This window comes from Desulfitobacterium sp. LBE, assembly GCF_007830365.1.
In the GTDB taxonomy this organism is placed as follows: Bacteria; Bacillota; Desulfitobacteriia; order Desulfitobacteriales; family Desulfitobacteriaceae; genus Desulfitobacterium; species Desulfitobacterium hafniense.
On the sequence record NZ_VLKD01000001.1, the window covers coordinates 2,064,299 to 2,081,360 of the forward strand.

Here is a 17,062-nt window from a genome sequence, read left to right on the forward strand (position 1 = left end):
ACCCCTAATACCACCTTACTTCACAAACTGTGATGTGTCAATATATTTTATTCATATTTCATGAATATTATCTTGATTAAGATCATAGTTATCTATATAATCAACACAAGGGAGTGGTTATCAATGGAGGCAATTAAATTAAGGGTGGCGGAAAACCTACGCAAATATCGCGAAAGAAAAGGTATAACCCAGAAACAATTAGCCGACCATCTAGGGGTCAGAGACAATACGATCTCATCGTGGGAGAAAGGGACCAACTCTATCGACATATCTACTCTTCTGAACATTTGCAATTTCCTAGAGATTAACCTGGACGATATCTATGGAATAAGTGACAAAAAAATATCCCCCGTTGAATTAACAGAGGATGAACTGGCTCTTGTCTCAAATTTTCGCAAGCTGTCCCATGATAACAAAATGAAAATCCTTGGAATGATCGAATTAAAAGCTTCCGAAGATGCATGATGCAAACTTATACAAAACCTCTAAAAAAATCGAGACTCATGTTAGCAAGATGTTGGCTATGGCCACATCGCAACACGAGTCTCGCTTATTTCAGGGATTTATTTGTGATTTAGGCTTACATCATTCCGCCCATGCCACCCATGCCGCCCATACCAGCCATAGCAGCCGCACCATTATCCTTTGATGGGATATCGGAAACTAAGCACTCGGTAGTAAGGAGCATAGCAGCGATGGAAGCTGCATTCTGCAGAGCAGAGCGCGTCACTTTAGCGGGGTCAACGATACCGGCAGCAATCATATCTTCATATGTTTCGGTCAGAGCGTTGAATCCTACCCCACGGCCGCCATTGCGAACCTTCTCCACAACGATGGAGCCTTCGAATCCTGCATTATTGGCAATTTGACGGAGAGGCTCTTCTAAGGCACGATAGACAATAGCTACACCGGTCTTTTCGTCTCCGGTAAGCTTAAGGCTGTCAAGGGCTTTAGCAGCATCCACTAACGCGCAGCCACCACCGGCTACGATACCTTCTTCAACTGCTGCGCGGGTTGCAGCTAAAGCATCTTCAATGCGGAGTTTCTTTTCTTTCATTTCAACTTCTGTTGCAGCACCTACTTGAATCACAGCAACACCGCCGGCTAATTTAGCCAAACGCTCTTGAAGTTTTTCCCGGTCGAAATCAGAAGTCGTTTCATCGATTTGCTTTTTAATGGCTTCCACACGGCTCTTAATATCATCTTGAGAACCGGATCCCTCGACAATGGTGGTTTCTTCTTTAGTTACGCGAATTTGACGAGCACGGCCCAGCATATCAATCGTAGTGTTTTCCAGCTTTAAGCCAAGATCTTCGGTAATGACGGTACCACCAGTGAGAATCGCGATATCTTCCAGCATTGCCTTACGGCGATCACCGAAGCCAGGAGCTTTTACAGCAACGCAGGTAAAGGTTCCGCGGAGTTTGTTCAGAATGAGGGTAGCCAAAGCTTCCCCTTCGATATCTTCGGCAATAATCAGAAGTTGACGGCCGGCTTGAACGACTTTCTCAAGAACAGGGAGAATGTCGGCGATAGCGCCAATCTTTTTATCGGTAATTAAGATGTAAGGATCATTTAAAATAGCTTCCATCTTATCGGTATCGGTGATCATATATGCAGAGAGATAGCCCCGGTCAAATTGCATACCTTCGACAACTTTGAGCTCGGTGGTCATTCCTTTAGCTTCTTCTACGGTGATTACGCCGTCTTTGCCGACCTTTTCCATAGCATCAGAAATCAGAACGCCGATGTTGTCATCGCCGGCGGAGATAGAAGCTACTTGAGCGATAGATTCCTTGCTTTCAATGGGTTTAGCATTGGTTTTAATATCCTCGACAACAGATTCAACAGCCTTCTCAATGCCCCGCTTGATGCCCATAGGATTAGCACCGGCAGCTACATTCTTTAAGCCTTCACGGATAATCGCTTGGGCCAATACAGTTGCAGTGGTGGTTCCATCCCCTGCTACATCATTGGTTTTGGTTGCAACCTCCTTGACAAGTTGGGCACCCATATTCTCGAATGGATCTTCCAGCTCAATTTCCCGGGCGATGGTTACACCATCATTGGTAATCAAAGGAGCGCCGAATTTTTTGTCCAAAACCACATTACGGCCTTTAGGTCCAAGAGTTACCCGGACAGACTCAGCCAGGGCATTAACACCACGCTCTAATGCGCGGCGAGCTTCTTCATTGAAAACGATTTGTTTTGCCACCTGTAAGTTCCTCCTTAAAAATCCAAAATTCAAGGGTCAATAAGTAAAAAACACTGTACAATGTCAAGTTCATTAAGTGAATAAAGCAAAGAGTATTATCTTAGCCAATAACCGCTAAAATGTCAGTTTCCTTAAGAATAAGATACTCTTGACCATCATACTTTACTTCAGTACCGGCATATTTGGAATAAATCACGCGGTCACCCACTTTAACATCCAGGACGATGCGCTCTCCTTTTTCCATTTTTCCAGGTCCTACTGCAACGACTTCACCTTCTTGAGGCTTTTCTTTAGCCGTATCCGGCATGATGATTCCGCTTTTTGTCTTTTCTTCCATGGGGAGTGCTTTAATGACTACCCGATCACCTAGAGGCTTAATGTTCATTGAAGAAAGTCCCTCCTTAAGAACTCAAATATTATTTTGATATTGTTAGCACTCATTCCTATTGAGTGCTAACATCATACTATAATAATATGCAAGGTGGATGAAGAAATCAAATCCTGTCATTTGCATTTTTAAGAGATTTACAAGCGAAAACCTTCTATTTTCTCCTTATATCTTCCCCTTATTGCATCACTCTTAAATTGACAGAATCTCATAGCTTCGACTTGCATTCACTAAGCAATATATTGACCAGTCCCCGGGGGGTTTATTCATCCTTTGGACAAAAAATCATCACGGCATCTAAGAAGAAGGGATATCCAGCCCTCCCGGCCAGATACCCCTTCTTCTCATTCTTTTATTACCCTATGCCGTGCCTGCTCAATTTTACACGGCAAACCATCAATGAGTTCTTAATTTCTCATAGCGTTTGCGAATCTCTTCGATTGCGGAACCCAGAACAACTTGAACCATAGAATGGTCAAGATTCAAAAGATAGACCTTGGTTTTACCGATCTTTAAACTGGAATCGGCATATTCTTGTTCAAGAAGAATCCCCTCTCTTAATGCGTAGCGAATAAGCTCTTTCACTTGGGATATGGTAACTCCCAGATGATCCGACAGGGCGAGCCTCGCTTTGGTGGAAGCAATATACGTCATGCTTAGCTGAAGCTGAGCTATGATTGAGATTGCTTGTTCAAGATCCTTTTCAGGCTCATATTCCTGCGGTCGCTCCTGAGGGAGAAACTCACCGAAAAAGTCCCCGGAATCACTGAAGGCTTGAAGTTCGTGGTGCATGCTTCCCTTCACGCCGATAACTTTAACATCTTTTCCCCAGGCCCTTACTTTGCGAAGTAAAGGCAAAAAATCTCCATCCCCAGTTAGAAGAAGAAACACATCAAAGGTTGCGGTACGGGTGAGCAAGATCTCCTGCGCTTCCAATATGAGCTCCACATCCGCCGCATTTCGCCTTAATCCTGTACTGGCAAAATTGTTTTTTCCGTACACATGGCGTGTATATACATGAATCTTCTCAAAAGAAGTCTGGGCACGCCAGAATTCTTCCCGATCGAAATTAGCATAGAGATAAATAGCAGATAGAACATAGTCGTTTTTCTTGGCATACAGTTGAATGGATTCCATAAGGATTTCCGGAGTTAATTCATAACCTTGTTCAAAGAGTCCAGTCCATATATTTTCATAATCAATAAAAGCAATCGCCTTCAAAACAATGTCACCCCATTTCCACTTTCCCTTACTATAGAGTACGCAGGAAAAGGACAGGAGTGACAAGCAAAAAAATTTTTATATTGAATTGAACCTAAAAAATCTCAAAAACACGCTGAAGATGCCTATTGATGAACAGGCACAGCACACTCGCTGGCCTCCCCTTTGAGGATCTGAATTCCATGGGGCAAAGCAGGGACAAGGGCTGCCCAACACTCCTTACAGGCCTTAGGCGAACCCGGCATATTGATGATTAGAGTCTGCTTGCGCAAGGCCGCTACTGCCCGGCTTAACATAGCCTTCGGAGTAATTTTGTAGCTTTCATAACGCATCACTTCAGCAATCCCGGGGACCATACGATCCGCAATAGCAATCGTCGCCTCCGGGGTAACATCACGCAAGGAGAAACCCGTGCCACCTGTGGTCAGAATGAGATCTAAGCCCTCTTCATCGGCCCACTTTTTCATAGTTTGGGCCAAAAGCTCCTGATCATCCGGAAGAATGGTATAGAGAACGACCTCGCCGTCAATCTCTTTCACCAGTTCCTTGAGAACAGCACCGGAAAGATCCTCTCTTTGCCCCTGAGATCCTTTATCACTGGCGGTTATAACCCCAACCCTCAGCATTACTCCATCACCTCAACACTATCTCCCACATTAATAGAGCCGCCTTCCAGAACACGGATGAAGATCCCTTCCTTGGGCATAACACAGTCCCCCGCTTGATAATAAATAGCACATCGGGTGTGACATTCTTTGCCGATCTGTGTCACTTCGCCCACGCCGGTTTCACCTATCTTTAATTTTGTGCCCAGGGGCAGGCTCACCAGATCGATTCCTTCAGTGGTTAAATTCTCGGCAAAATCTCCCGGTCCTACATCAAGTCCCATATCCTGCATCTTCTTGATGCTTTCCATCGCCAGCAAGCTTACCTGACGATGCCAATCCCCGCCATGAGCATCTCCTTCGATACCAAAATCAACCTTCAGTACTCCCTCCCCTACATTTTTTTTCCGCATCCCTTTTTTCTCACTTGTACAAACTGCGATAATCTTCGCCATCATCATTCCTCCTAATTTATTTTAAATCATTCGAATTTATCTATTAAGTTGTGCCCTTTAAGTGATCTTCGCGAATAAAATGCCCGCTCTTGCCGCCGGTTTTTTCCATAAGCCGGATATCGCCGATGACCATGGTCTTGTCGATAGCCTTGCACATATCATAAATAGTTAAGGCAGCAACACTGACAGCCGTAAGCGCTTCCATCTCAACCCCGGTTTTACCCGTGACTTTGACAATTCCTTCGATTTCTATGGTTCCGGGAGGGACAATTTCGAAATTCAGCTTTGCTCCGGTAATAGCCAGAGGGTGACACATAGGAATCACATTTGAAGTTTGTTTGGCTGCCATGATTCCCGCGACCTGGGCCACCGCCAACACATCCCCTTTGGCAATCTGTCCTGAGCGAATCCTCTCCAAAGTCTCCGCCTGCATTTCCACCTTACCCCGGGCCGTAGCCACCCGGGTCGTCTCCGCCTTATCCGAGACATCCACCATACGTGCCCGGCCTTCTTCATCAAAATGTGTCAGTTCCATAATTATCCTCCAATCTGGGACATAATCCGTTGATCCTGCCAGGCCTGATCATTCATATGATGTTCAGCCGGCTTATTCCAAATCGCCTGGGCAAAAACATCCCTGACCTCGTCATCACTCTTGTTGGAGCGAAGCACTGCACGAAAATCCACTTCTTTGGAACTGTGTAAGCACAGGCGCAGCTTCCCGTCAGGCGTCAGGCGAATTCGATTGCAAGTGCTGCAGAAATGCTTGCTGATAGCGCTGATAAAGCCCACACTGCCCTTAAAACCCTCTGAAGTGATATATTCCGCAGGACCTCCTCCTTGAATATCGTGAGTGGCTTTAAGGCCTTCTAAACCCAGTATCGCTTTCATCTCATCGATAGATACAAAATCACTGCGTTTATCCGAGCTGATCCCGATAGGCATCAATTCGATAAAGCGAACATGAAGTGGATAGTCACGAGCTAATTCCATAAAACGGGGCAGCTCATGGCTATTGAAATCACGAACCACCACCACATTGAGTTTAACCGGATGCAGCCCTACTTCGAGAGAGCGGTGTATTCCCTGAAAGACTTTCTTAATATCCCCACCACGGGTAAGTTCCCGGAACCTATCTTCATTGAAAGTATCCAGGCTTATATTGACCCGATTAACTCCCGCCTTTTTCAGATCTTCCGCCATGTCCGCAAGAAGTATCCCATTGGTGGTCAGCATCAAATCTTCCACTCCTGGAATTTGCGAGGCATTCTGCAAAAATTCCAGAACTCCGGCCCTGATTAAGGGTTCCCCGCCGGTGATGCGGAACCGTCTAAAGCCCAATGTGGTGCTAATCCGCATGACACGCAATATTTCCTCATAGGTTAAGATGCGCTCATGAGGAATCCATTGGACTCCTTCAGCGGGCATGCAATATTTACATCGTAAATTGCAGCGATCTGTAATGGAAATCCTCAGGTATTCGATCTGGCGCCGATATTGATCTTGCATAGATTCCCCTCACCTTCACGTTCATTATTCCACAAAATAAATAAGCCCCACGGTCTGTAAAACCGCGGAGCTCCCGCATACCCTACAGACTCCTTTCCAAATGGGAGGCATTACTGTTTCCAATAATACCCGGTGCAGAATGCACGACTGGTAAACCATAGCTAACTTTAGGTTTCCAGTTTCGGAGCACATAAACATATTCTATTTGCTCATTATTCCATGTTTCAAAATAATTATAGCAGAATGAATGTAACTACTTGTAGTATACACCATTTTGGAGATTGCCAAAAGAGTTCAAAGCAATAATATTTCTTAATCCTTATTAATATTTCTTAATATATTCCAGATAAATAACATTTTTTCCATTAAAAATAATAAAGAATGTTCTTTTTACAGCATTAAATACTATGACTATTGTGTTGCCGCAGCTCCAGGCACTCCTGAGGGGTATTCATATTGCTTAAAAAAAGATGTATTGCGGGAAAATCCCGGAAATCCTTCTCCCTTAGATAACGCACTCTGCTGTATTGCTGAACAAGTTTTGTCAGTTTAAGATGCTTTGCCTTTAAGCTCTCGGCAAGCAAGGGGAGGCAATTCTTGTGGTAAAAAGCATGAAGAGGGTGAACTACACCCTCAATCTCGGGGACTAAAATATCCTCGCCTTTAATTTCTTCAGCCATAAATCGAATCACCTCTGTATTCAAAAAAGGCATATCGCAAGCAGCAAAAAATGCATAATCATAACGGGCTTCCCGCAGGCATGCTTCCAGTCCACCTAATGGCCCATGATCCGGATAATTATCCTTGATCACCTTTACTCCATAGTCAGCGTAAAGCTCCGGATGATTGCTGCTAATCATCACTTCCGCAAAAACCGCATTGAAGACAGCTAAGCTGTGTTCGATAAGCGGTGCCCCATCCCATTCAATAAAAGCCTTGTTGCAACCCATGCGGGAACTTTTCCCACCGGCCAGAATAATCCCGGTCATCGGCAGAAGGGTTTGTCCATAATCAGCACCCATATCCTATGTCTCCCTTATCTCTATCAACGTTTAAGCTTTTGTCTTATATTGTAACACAGATAGCGAAAACATGCCTAGGGTGGAGCTCTAGAAGGTTTTAACCATTGCTGCCTTTTTTCTGTAACAAAAAGAGAGTGCCCTACGCTATATACTGGATATAGCCAGGCACTCTCCTATTCTTATCCACTTCGAGGATAGGCCAACTGCGCTTAAATTACTTCAAAGCTTCCACACGCACACCACAGACCTTATATTCGTAGGTCTTGGTTACTTTATCATACGCCCCATTGGTTAAGACATTGGTCGGTGACTCCCTATAGTGCAGGGTCATAAAGAGCACCCCTGGCGGAACTCGTTTGGTTACCCAAACCTTGGTCACTACCTCACCGCGGCGGGAAACTACCTTGATTTTCTCACCATCCTGAATCCCCAATCGCCGGGCGTCCTTAGGATTAAGCTCAGCCAATTCCTCGGGGGCATGCTCATCCAGCGCCGCCGAGAAACGGGTGGAGATGTTATAATGCTGCAGCTTGCGACCCGTGGTCAGCAGGAATGGGTACTCTTCATCGGGCAGCTCATCCGGCAGTTGATGCTCAATCACCGTGAACACGCCTTTGCCGCGGGTAAATTTCCCTTGGTGCAGGAACTTCGTGCCCGGATGCTCGGCGTGGGGAACCGGCCATTGCAGGCCTTTTTTGCCCAGACGCTCATAGGTAACACCAGCAAACTGCGGTGCCAAGGAGGCAACCTCCAGCATGATCTCTGCAGGCGATGGGTAAGCCATCGAGTACCCCATCCGGTTGGCAAGCTCGCAAATGATTTCCCAGTCCGCCTTCGTATTGGCGATCGGCTTAATCGCCCGGTTAACCCGTTGTACCCGACGCTCGGTATTGGTGAAAGTACCGTCCTTTTCCGCAAAGCTGGCCCCCGGTAAAATAACATCGGCCAATTCGGCAGTCTCAGACATAAAGATGTTCTGAACAACCAGGAAGTCCAAGGCCTTCAGGCCTTTACGCACATGATTGGCATCGGCATCGGTCAGTACAGGATCTTCGCCCATGATATACATGGCCCGCAATTCCTTCTTGACCGCTGAATCAAACATATCCGGAATCATGAAGCCCTGATTGGGATTAAGGGAAACTCCCCAGGCCTCTTCAAACTTAGCCCGTGCCTCTGGGTTGGTAACACTCTGATAGCCGGGGTAAACATTGGGCAGAGCTCCCATGTCGCAAGCTCCCTGCACATTGTTCTGCCCCCGCAGCGGGTTGACCCCGGAGCTTTCTTTGCCGATATTTCCGGTCAGCATGGCCAGATTGGCCAGGGACATAACATTATCCGTACCACAAACATGTTCCGTGATTCCCAGGGTGTAGAAAATCTGAGCTCGCTCCACACTGGTGTAGAGACGGGCAGCTTCTGCCATCAGCTCCACGGGAACTCCAGTGATTTTGCTGACTTCTTCCGGCGGGAATTTCTTGAGATTTTCCCGGAGTTCCTGATAGCCTTCGGTTCGCTCCTCAATAAAGGCACGATCCTCCCAGCCGTTCTCGACAATGATGTTCATGATCCCGTTGATCAGGGCAATATCCGTACCTGGTTTCAATCTCATCCAGATATGAGCATCCCTGGCCAGTTCGATCTCCCGCGGATCAGCTACAATAAGCTTGGCTCCCCGGGCCAGAGCCTGCTTCATCTTGGTGCCGATAATCGGATGGGCTTCTGTAGTATTGGAACCAATCACAAACATGACTTCGGCATTAGGGATTTCGTTGATAGAATTAGTCATCGCTCCTGAACCAAATGAAGTGGCAAGACCTGCCACAGTGGGAGCGTGTCAGGTACGGGCGCAGTGATCAACATTATTGGTTCCGATCACTGCGCGCATAAATTTTTGCATCAGGTAATTTTCTTCATTGGTACAGCGGGCCGAACTGAGTGCCGCAAAAGAATCCGGTCCATAGTCCTCTTTAATCTGGGAGAACTTTGCGGCAATTAAATCAAGGGCTTCATCCCAGCCTGCCGGGACGAATTCTCCATCCTTTTTAATCAAGGGAGTGGTCAGGCGCTGAGGGCTGTGGATCAAATCCATGCCAAAACGGCCCTTGACACAAAGGGCTTTACCGTTCACCGGTGACTCCGGATTGGAGGTTACCCCGATCACTTTGCCATTGCTGACATTCAGGTCAAAATTACAGCCTGTGCCGCAGAAAGGGCAGGTGGTCTGTACTTTTTCGATGTTCCAGGCCCGAGCCTGGCCGACCATCTTTTTCTCCACCAAGGCTCCCACTGGGCAAACCGAAACACAGGAACCGCAGAAAACGCATTCCGATTCACTATAAGGAACATCAAAGGCCGGTCCCACCTGGGAGTCAAACCCCCGTTTAAAGAAATCCAACACACTTCGCCCCTGAATCTCTTCACAGGCCCGCACACATTTGCCGCAGAGAATGCATTTATTCGGATCTCTGAGAATAAAGGGGTTGCTGTCATCAAGGGGCAGCTCACGCCGTTCTCCCCGGTAATCTTCGCCAGTCACACCATATTCATAGGCATACTGAGCCAGCGCACAGTCTCCCATTTTCTGACAGGTCATGCAATCCAAAGGGTGGTTCGCCACTAAGAGCTCCAGAATCACCTTGCGGGACTTGCGCACCTTTGGTGTCTGGGTCTTCACAACCATCCCCTGGGTCACCTGGGTAACGCAGGAAGGCGGCAGATTGCGCATACCTGCGATCTCAACAATACAGAGACGGCAAGCTCCGACATTGGTGAGTTCCGGATCCTGGCAAAGGGTTGGAATCGGAATATCGTGCATACGGCATGCTTCCAAGACCGTGCTCCCTTTGGGTACGACAACTTCTTTTTCGTCAATAGTTAAGTTAAGCCATTCCACTAAATCCACTCCTCCTTCTAGGCCCGGATAACCGCGCCAAATTTGCAGGAATCCATACAACTTCCACAGCGGATACATCTTTCCCCATCGATCACATAGGGGGTATTCTTATTGCCGCTGATACAGTTAGCCGGGCAATTTCTGGCACATAGTCCGCATTTTTTGCATTTTTCGGCATCGATAGAGTAGGTCAGAAGTTCACTGCAGACTCCGGCCCGGCATTTTTTGGCGTGGATATGCTCCTCGAACTCTTCCCGGAAATACTTTAAGGTAGCCAGGATAGGGTTGGGCGCATTCTGACCTAAGCCGCACAGTGAAGTTTCCTTAACTGTATAAGCCAGGGTTTCCAGTTTTTCAATATCATCCTCCCGGCCTTCACCGCGGGTGATGCGGTCAAGAATCTCCCACATCCGTTTATTCCCTTCGCGGCAGGGGGTACATTTTCCGCAGGACTCGCTCTGGGAAAAGTTCAGGAAAAAGCGGGCAATATCCACCATACAAGTGGTTTCGTCCATGATAACCAGACCACCGGAACCTACCATAGCACCGGCCTTAGTTAAGGTATCATAATCTACAGGGAGATCCAGCATATCTTCCGGCAGGCATCCCCCCGAGGGGCCGCCGATTTGAACCGCTTTGAACTTTTTACCATCTTTGATGCCGCCGCCGATATCGAAGATAATATCTCTTAAGGGCATTCCCATGGGAACTTCAACCAATCCTGTGTTGTTAACCTTACCTGTTAGAGCAAAAATCTTGGTCCCCTTGCTCTTCTCCGTTCCGTACTGGGCATACCATTGGGCTCCGTTTCTCAAGATATGAGGAATATTGGACCAGGTCTCAACATTATTGATATTGGTGGGCTTCCCCCATAATCCACTTTGGGCCGGGAAAGGAGGCCGCACACGAGGCATACCGCGTTTGCCCTCGATAGATGCCATCAAAGCGGTTTCCTCACCGCAGACAAAGGCTCCGGCTCCGGCGTTGATTTTTAAATGAAAATTAAATCCGGAACCCAGGATGTTATTCCCTAAGAATCCCGCTTCTTCTGCTTGTTTGATGGCAATTTGCAGGTTCTTGATCGCCAGGGGGTACTCTGCTCGGCAATAAACATAGCCCTCATCAGCACCAATGGCATAAGCGCCGATCAGCATACCTTCAATGATCGCGTGAGGATCTCCCTCGAGAAGACCGCGATCCATAAACGCACCCGGATCTCCTTCGTCAGCGTTGCAAATCACATATTTTTTATCAGATGGGGTAGCCCTGCATAAGCTCCATTTCAGACCGGTTGAGAAACCGGCCCCTCCCCGGCCACGCAAGCCGGATTCCTTGACCTCCTCCACAATGGCCTCCGGAGCCATCGTAAGGGCTTTTTTCAAGCCTTCATAGCCTTTGTGAGCCAGATAGTCATCAAGTTTGGTGGGATCGATAAATCCACAATTTTTAAGAGCAATACGAGTTTGCTTAGCAAAAAAGCTGATGTCCTCATAACTTAAAGCAGGTTCCCCCGACTGAGGATCCACATAGAACAGGCGCTCCACTTTTTCCCCTTGAGCTAATTCCTTCTCTACCAGTTCCGGAATATCTTCCGGCTGAATTCTCCGGTAGAATCTTTGGGCAGGTTCAATAACTAAAGTCGGCCCTTGCTCACAAAAACCACGGCAACCCGTGGCAATGAGCTCCACATCTTTTGCTAACCCTTGACGTTCTATCTCCACGTTCATTAAGTCGATGATTGTATTAGCTCCTGAAGAGATACAGCCTGTGCCTGCACAGATAAAAACCTGTTTTTTAGCTTCTGTGTTCATCCCTATTCCCCCTACTTATACTCTGCCAGGATTCCTGGGATTTGATCTGCATTCAATCTTCCGTGGACATTCCCATTAATGGACATAACGGGAGCCAATCCACAGGCTCCAATACAGTTGACGATCTCTAAAGTAAAGCGCCCGTCTTCCGTGGTCTGCCCATCTTTAATCTTTGTATCCTTCTCTATGGCTTCCAGAACTTTAGCGCCTCCGCGAACATGGCAGGCCGTACCTAAGCAGACACTAATCACATTGCGCCCCATAGGGTTAAGGCGAAATTGAGCATAAAATGTAACGACTCCATAAACCTTAGCTGAAGGTATGCCCAGCCCCCTGCTGATGTGCTTGATCACATGTTCAGGCAAATACCCATAAAGCCCTTGCGCTTCCTGCAAAACAGGAATAAGCGCCCCTTTCTCCCGCTTATGATGAGCTAATATCTGATCCAATTGCTCCTCTTTAGGATCAACTAACTCTTTACACTCCTCACACAAAATAGTTCTCCTCCCTTTTCCACTAAATTCAAAGCGTTTCCTTAAAACGCATGGCACCTTGTTCAGTGATCAACATATCTACCTTCTTATCGTAAACTTCAACTGGGATTCTGTCCACAATCTGGCAGTGAAAAGCGAGAGCAATCTTAGGCGTCCCTTCTCTTACCCTTTCGAAAAACCGATCATAATATCCGCCCCCATAGCCAAGGCGATTTCCCTGCCCATCAAAGGCGGCCCCAGGAACAAAGATACCGTCGATCTCCAAAGGATCTACCTCAGTGAGTTCTTGCTTTTTGGGCTCACGGATCCCCCACATTCCCGACTCAATATCTTTTGCCAAATCTCCGATAAGTGCCGGTATAAGCACCCCTTTAGGGGCACATCGCGGCAATACCAACCGCTTCCCCAAGTCCAGGACCTTCTGGGCCAGCTCAGTCGTCTCTACCTCATCACGGAAATTCATAAACAGCATGATAGTGCCTGCTTCCTGAAACTCACGGGTCTGAGTCACGATAGCCCGAATCCTTTGGCTTTTAGAAGCCCGTTCTTCCGGTGTCAACGCTGATCGCAGGGACAGTACATGTTCCCGCAATAACCGCTTCTCCTCAGACACCTTTCCATCCTCCTTCATATCCCCTGCTAAAACAAAAGCAGCTCTTCCATTTTATCGAAAATTCAGTCAATCCTACTAATGGATTCGTCAAAGATTAAAATATTCCTTCTCCAAACTTCGATAAAAATACTTTAACTGCTCACTATGCTTGCTAATTAAGGTTAACCCAAAACCAAAGGCACCAAAACAGGAACTAAAAGAGATAAAGAAAGACCGCTTATGATAGCTACTATACTGACACCTTTAGGTCCCACCGCCACCAAGAGAGGAAGTGTGGAGTCCATAGCTGTTGCCCCACTGGGAGCAACAAGAGCCAGCGGCCCAACTCTCCTGGCTAAAAAGGGGGCAAATATTATGGCTAAAACCTCTCTGAATATATTGCTCAAAAAAGCGATTGTACCCAAGGAGACTGAATGAAGGTCAGAGATCAAAACACCGGATAAGCTGTACCACCCAAACCCGGCACCAACTGCTCCCCCTTCGCGAAGGTTCCATCCAAAGCATAAACCTACCAGCATAGCCGCCGCAATACTGCCGAGCACCACACCCACAGGTGCTAAAAACACCTGCCAACCGACTTTGAGCATATGTCTCCAAATATCGCGATTCAACCCTAAATCAATACCTACCATAACCAAAGTAAAATCAAGGGCTAAGGTCGTAATGGTGGGCAAATATACCGTCCATACCTGAGGAAAAAAAATCATCCCTCCGAAAACTCCTGCAATAAACGCTCCAATAATTGTAAACGTCATACGGTAGGGATGAGTCGTCTCGGTGCTATCGACTTCCAGCTTATCCTGCTGTGGAACCATGCCCGCTTTCCCGATGAAAGCTCTTTCCAACAGCAGAACAGCCACTACACTGCCTATAATTGCCGCAACGGCAAATAGAAAGGCCTGCAACCCAAAGTTCCCCAGCTGGGAGAGAGTGTCCTGATCAACGCCAATACGCAAACCCATGGTTAATAAGAGAATCAATACCCCGATCATCATCCCCCGCCCCGCTTGATTCAAGACAGCCTTAGGCAATAAACGAAACCATCCCACAAAAGCTCCTGCTATGAGGCATACAAATAAAACCCACATGTTCGTTCTCCGTTCTTATAAATAAAATAAACCAGTAAAGCTTCCAATCATCTATAAGGGCTCTCCCTCATGGTATATGAAACTCTGTAAACACATGTTTCTATTTTATCTCGAACAAAGGGTAAAAGAAAAGCACTTTGTGATACTTTTCTATTTTTAAAGTTATCCCCATATCCATCCCCCTAAAAAACCCCTTGTTCCTAACTTATCCACATTATCCACAGGATCTGTGGGTAATTATGGACAATACTCTCTCATAGATCCAACACCTCTCAGCCCGCCAATATCAGTTAGTCACAGAGTTATCCACATTGTCCACAGAGTTAACTATCCACAGAACATATTATCCCTTGCAAAATTGCTTACCCGAATGTCCTACCGACTAGTGCGATAGTGCCTTTTCGACTGTCCTAACCTGTTGCGAGACCCCCGCATTACATATAGAGGCTGCTGCAAATTTCCAGGCGCTTGGAAATTTGCAGCAGCCTCGTCAACCTACTGACAGCGTTTAAACCAATTTTCTTCTATACTTTTAAGCCAAATTCAGTCCCGGTATAGCATTCAAATTCCAAGGAGCATAATCCTTATCCAAATAACGGTAATATCCGGCAGTCGCGATCATGGCCCCATTATCCGTACAGAGGATTGGGGGCGGGTAACTAAAAGCAATTCCTCTTTTTTGAGTTGCCTCAGTGAGGCGTTCCCTTAGCAGAGTATTAGCTGCTACTCCCCCGGCCAGAACCAGAGTGGGAGCTTTTGTCCTAGCCAAGGCCAGCAAGGTCTTACGCACCAAGACATCGACGATGGCCTCCTGAAAAGAAGCCGCCACATCGGCAACATTTACGGTCTCGCCCTTCATTCGTGCCGAATTCAAGGTATTGAGCACCGCCGACTTCACGCCGCTGAAGCTGAAGTCCAGACTGCCGGGCTCAAGCATTGCCCTGGGAAATTCGTAGGCATGTGGATTCCCTTCAAGGGCAGCCTTCTGAATATATGGTCCACCCGGATAACCCAGCCCTAAGGTCCGGGCCACCTTATCCAAAGCCTCTCCGGCAGCATCATCCCGAGTCTGCCCAAGAACCTGGTATTTTCCATGTCCTTCAAAATAGACCAAATGGGAATGCCCTCCCGAGACAAGGAGAGCCAGCAAAGGAAACTTCAGCCCCGGATTATGAAGAAAGTTCGCATAGATATGTCCTTCCAAATGATTAACTCCCAGCAGCGGAATCCCTGCCCCATAAGCCATCGCCTTTGCTCCTGCCACCCCTACCAGGAGAGAGCCCACAAGCCCCGGTCCATAGGTTACGGCAATTCCCGCCAAATCGCCAAACCCCATCTTTGCCTCTTGCAAAGCCTGCTCCACAACACTTTGCAAATGCAGGATATGCTCCCGAGAGGCCACTTCCGGCACAACTCCGCCATATTTTTGATGGGTCTTTATCTGTGATGAAATAATATGACTGAGCAGCTCACAGCCATTGCGAAGCACAGCAGCTGAGGTCTCGTCACAGCTTGTCTCAATTCCAAGTATATTAATATCTTTATTGTTCACCGGCAACCTCCTGATATCAGCCTGCTTCTCTAGTCTTTGCCTATGTCAAGCCACATAATGAGGGCATCTTCACGATTATCTGAATAATAGCCTTTACGAACTCCCGCTGTCACAAAGCCAAGACGTTCGTACAATCTTTGGGCGGAGGTATTGGAAGCTCGTACCTCAAGGGTCATACGTTCCATACCTTCCTTAACCATCAAATCGATCACAGAGCGCATCAGAAACTCTCCACCGCCCATCCCCTGATACCCCGGCGCTACAGCTACGTTGGTAATATGTCCTTCCTCGAGGATAAACCAGAGCCCCATATAGCCAATGATATTGCCCTCGTGTTCCAGACAAAAGTACCGCGCATATTCATTATCTCTCAATTCGCTGACAAAAGACTGGGGAGCCCAAGGCGCCGGAAAGCAGGCATGCTCTATCTCCAGAATTGTGGATAAATCACTCTCTTGCATGGGGCGAATCATCATTTCCCCTTTTGCGCCTCCTCTTTCTTAGCCCAATTGGTCTCAGCTTCCGATAACCGAATATAATACGGTTCCACAAGCTTTTCCTGGCTTCCCTTCTGCCATTCATTCCAGACACACCGAACAGTATACGCTCCCCGCGGCAAAGCTAAATAATCCGGGAGAAGCACTGCCTTATCCCCCAGGATGGCCTTGATCTTCTCTTGATAACGGGAAACAGCGTCACCGACAAAAACAATGGGCTTGCCTTGTTCCGCCAATTCCTTAAGCCAAAGTGCCGGCTCTACCGCGAAAGGCTCTCGGCTTCGTATGGGGATTTCCTCCCTTTCCGACCATCGGTACTGAGCTGTATACCATTCATTCTTGCGGGCATCAAGAATCGGTACGATCTCTTCCTTTCGGCTATGTCCGGCCCAAGCCAAGGAATCCAAGGAAAGCACACCTATTAAGGGAAGCTTAAGCACTTGCGCCAACCCCTGAGCTGTGGCAATCCCAATACGGATTCCTGTGAAAGAACCCGGTCCTCGCACCACACCAATAAAATCAAGATCCTGGAGCTTCCAGGCCGATGCCTCCAGGACTTGATCCAGTACAGGAATCAACCTCTCCGAATGGGTTTTGGATGTATGCAAAAAACCTTCCGCCACCAGCTGCCCGTCATCCGCCAGAGCTAAAGCTGTGACTTTGGTGGTTGTATCGATGGTGAGATACTTCATCGTT

General features: G+C 47.3%; 17 protein-coding genes and 1 riboswitch. Of the genes, 1 reads left to right on the forward strand and 16 read right to left on the reverse strand.

What is annotated here, in order from left to right:
- Positions 1-123: 123 nt before the first annotated feature.
- Positions 124-465, forward strand: coding sequence for a helix-turn-helix transcriptional regulator (locus DESLBE_RS09795; RefSeq protein ID WP_018213754.1), 342 nt, complete (start codon positions 124-126; stop codon positions 463-465).
- 115 nt (positions 466-580) lie between these two features.
- Here the strand turns inward: DESLBE_RS09795 and groL are convergent, their stop codons facing one another.
- The 16 genes from groL to tsaB all read right to left on the reverse strand — a co-directional run bounded on the left by groL (position 581) and on the right by tsaB (position 17,058).
- Positions 581-2,215, reverse strand: coding sequence for a chaperonin GroEL (gene groL, locus DESLBE_RS09800; RefSeq protein WP_144676498.1), 1,635 nt, complete (start codon positions 2,213-2,215; stop codon positions 581-583).
- Between the two features lie 100 nt (positions 2,216-2,315).
- Positions 2,316-2,600: a co-chaperone GroES gene (gene groES, locus DESLBE_RS09805; RefSeq protein ID WP_005817319.1), complete on the reverse strand. Its 285-nt coding sequence runs from the start codon at positions 2,598-2,600 to the stop codon at positions 2,316-2,318.
- A 399-nt stretch (positions 2,601-2,999) separates the two neighbouring features.
- Positions 3,000-3,824 (reverse strand): NYN domain-containing protein, encoded by an 825-nt coding sequence (locus DESLBE_RS09810; protein WP_144676500.1) that lies wholly within the window; start codon positions 3,822-3,824, stop codon positions 3,000-3,002.
- Between the two features lie 125 nt (positions 3,825-3,949).
- Positions 3,950-4,450, reverse strand: a complete 501-nt coding sequence (locus tag DESLBE_RS09815; protein ID WP_144676502.1) for a MogA/MoaB family molybdenum cofactor biosynthesis protein — start codon at positions 4,448-4,450, stop codon at positions 3,950-3,952.
- Complete coding sequence (locus DESLBE_RS09820) at positions 4,450-4,884, reverse strand: MOSC domain-containing protein (protein ID WP_144676504.1); 435 nt, start codon at positions 4,882-4,884, stop codon at positions 4,450-4,452. Before DESLBE_RS09820 ends, DESLBE_RS09815 begins: the two co-directional genes overlap by 1 nt.
- Positions 4,885-4,927: 43 nt before the next feature.
- Positions 4,928-5,419: a cyclic pyranopterin monophosphate synthase MoaC gene (moaC, locus tag DESLBE_RS09825; RefSeq protein ID WP_026184117.1), complete on the reverse strand. Its 492-nt coding sequence runs from the start codon at positions 5,417-5,419 to the stop codon at positions 4,928-4,930.
- 2 nt (positions 5,420-5,421) lie between these two features.
- Positions 5,422-6,393, reverse strand: coding sequence for a GTP 3',8-cyclase MoaA (moaA, locus tag DESLBE_RS09830; RefSeq protein WP_144676506.1), 972 nt, complete (start codon positions 6,391-6,393; stop codon positions 5,422-5,424).
- Positions 6,394-6,465: 72 nt separating this feature from the next.
- Positions 6,466-6,592: riboswitch (molybdenum cofactor riboswitch) on the reverse strand.
- A gap of 199 nt (positions 6,593-6,791) precedes the next feature.
- The gene (locus DESLBE_RS09835; RefSeq protein ID WP_144676508.1) at positions 6,792-7,415 is read right to left on the reverse strand and encodes a molybdenum cofactor guanylyltransferase; all 624 of its coding nucleotides are present in this window, start codon (positions 7,413-7,415) and stop codon (positions 6,792-6,794) included.
- A gap of 214 nt (positions 7,416-7,629) precedes the next feature.
- Positions 7,630-10,311 carry a formate dehydrogenase subunit alpha gene (gene fdhF / locus DESLBE_RS09840; protein WP_144676510.1) on the reverse strand — a complete coding sequence of 894 codons (2,682 nt, stop codon included), beginning with the start codon at positions 10,309-10,311 and terminating at the stop codon, positions 7,630-7,632.
- A 17-nt stretch (positions 10,312-10,328) separates the two neighbouring features.
- Positions 10,329-12,122 carry an NADH-quinone oxidoreductase subunit NuoF gene (gene nuoF, locus DESLBE_RS09845; protein ID WP_005817338.1) on the reverse strand — a complete coding sequence of 598 codons (1,794 nt, stop codon included), beginning with the start codon at positions 12,120-12,122 and terminating at the stop codon, positions 10,329-10,331.
- Between the two features lie 11 nt (positions 12,123-12,133).
- Complete coding sequence (gene nuoE / locus DESLBE_RS09850) at positions 12,134-12,616, reverse strand: NADH-quinone oxidoreductase subunit NuoE (RefSeq protein ID WP_144676512.1); 483 nt, start codon at positions 12,614-12,616, stop codon at positions 12,134-12,136.
- Between the two features lie 28 nt (positions 12,617-12,644).
- The gene (locus tag DESLBE_RS09855; RefSeq protein ID WP_005817342.1) at positions 12,645-13,247 is read right to left on the reverse strand and encodes a 5-formyltetrahydrofolate cyclo-ligase; all 603 of its coding nucleotides are present in this window, start codon (positions 13,245-13,247) and stop codon (positions 12,645-12,647) included.
- 143 nt (positions 13,248-13,390) lie between these two features.
- Positions 13,391-14,317 (reverse strand): lysine exporter LysO family protein, encoded by a 927-nt coding sequence (locus DESLBE_RS09860; RefSeq protein ID WP_005817344.1) that lies wholly within the window; start codon positions 14,315-14,317, stop codon positions 13,391-13,393.
- Positions 14,318-14,849: 532 nt separating this feature from the next.
- The gene (gene tsaD, locus DESLBE_RS09865) at positions 14,850-15,869 is read right to left on the reverse strand and encodes a tRNA (adenosine(37)-N6)-threonylcarbamoyltransferase complex transferase subunit TsaD (protein WP_015943403.1); all 1,020 of its coding nucleotides are present in this window, start codon (positions 15,867-15,869) and stop codon (positions 14,850-14,852) included.
- A gap of 29 nt (positions 15,870-15,898) precedes the next feature.
- Positions 15,899-16,345, reverse strand: coding sequence for a ribosomal protein S18-alanine N-acetyltransferase (rimI, locus tag DESLBE_RS09870; protein ID WP_005817348.1), 447 nt, complete (start codon positions 16,343-16,345; stop codon positions 15,899-15,901).
- Entirely contained in the window at positions 16,342-17,058 is a 717-nt protein-coding gene (gene tsaB / locus DESLBE_RS09875) for a tRNA (adenosine(37)-N6)-threonylcarbamoyltransferase complex dimerization subunit type 1 TsaB (RefSeq protein ID WP_005817349.1), read from the reverse strand. The genes rimI and tsaB overlap by 4 nt, the downstream gene beginning before the upstream one ends.
- Positions 17,059-17,062: the final 4 nt, after the last annotated feature.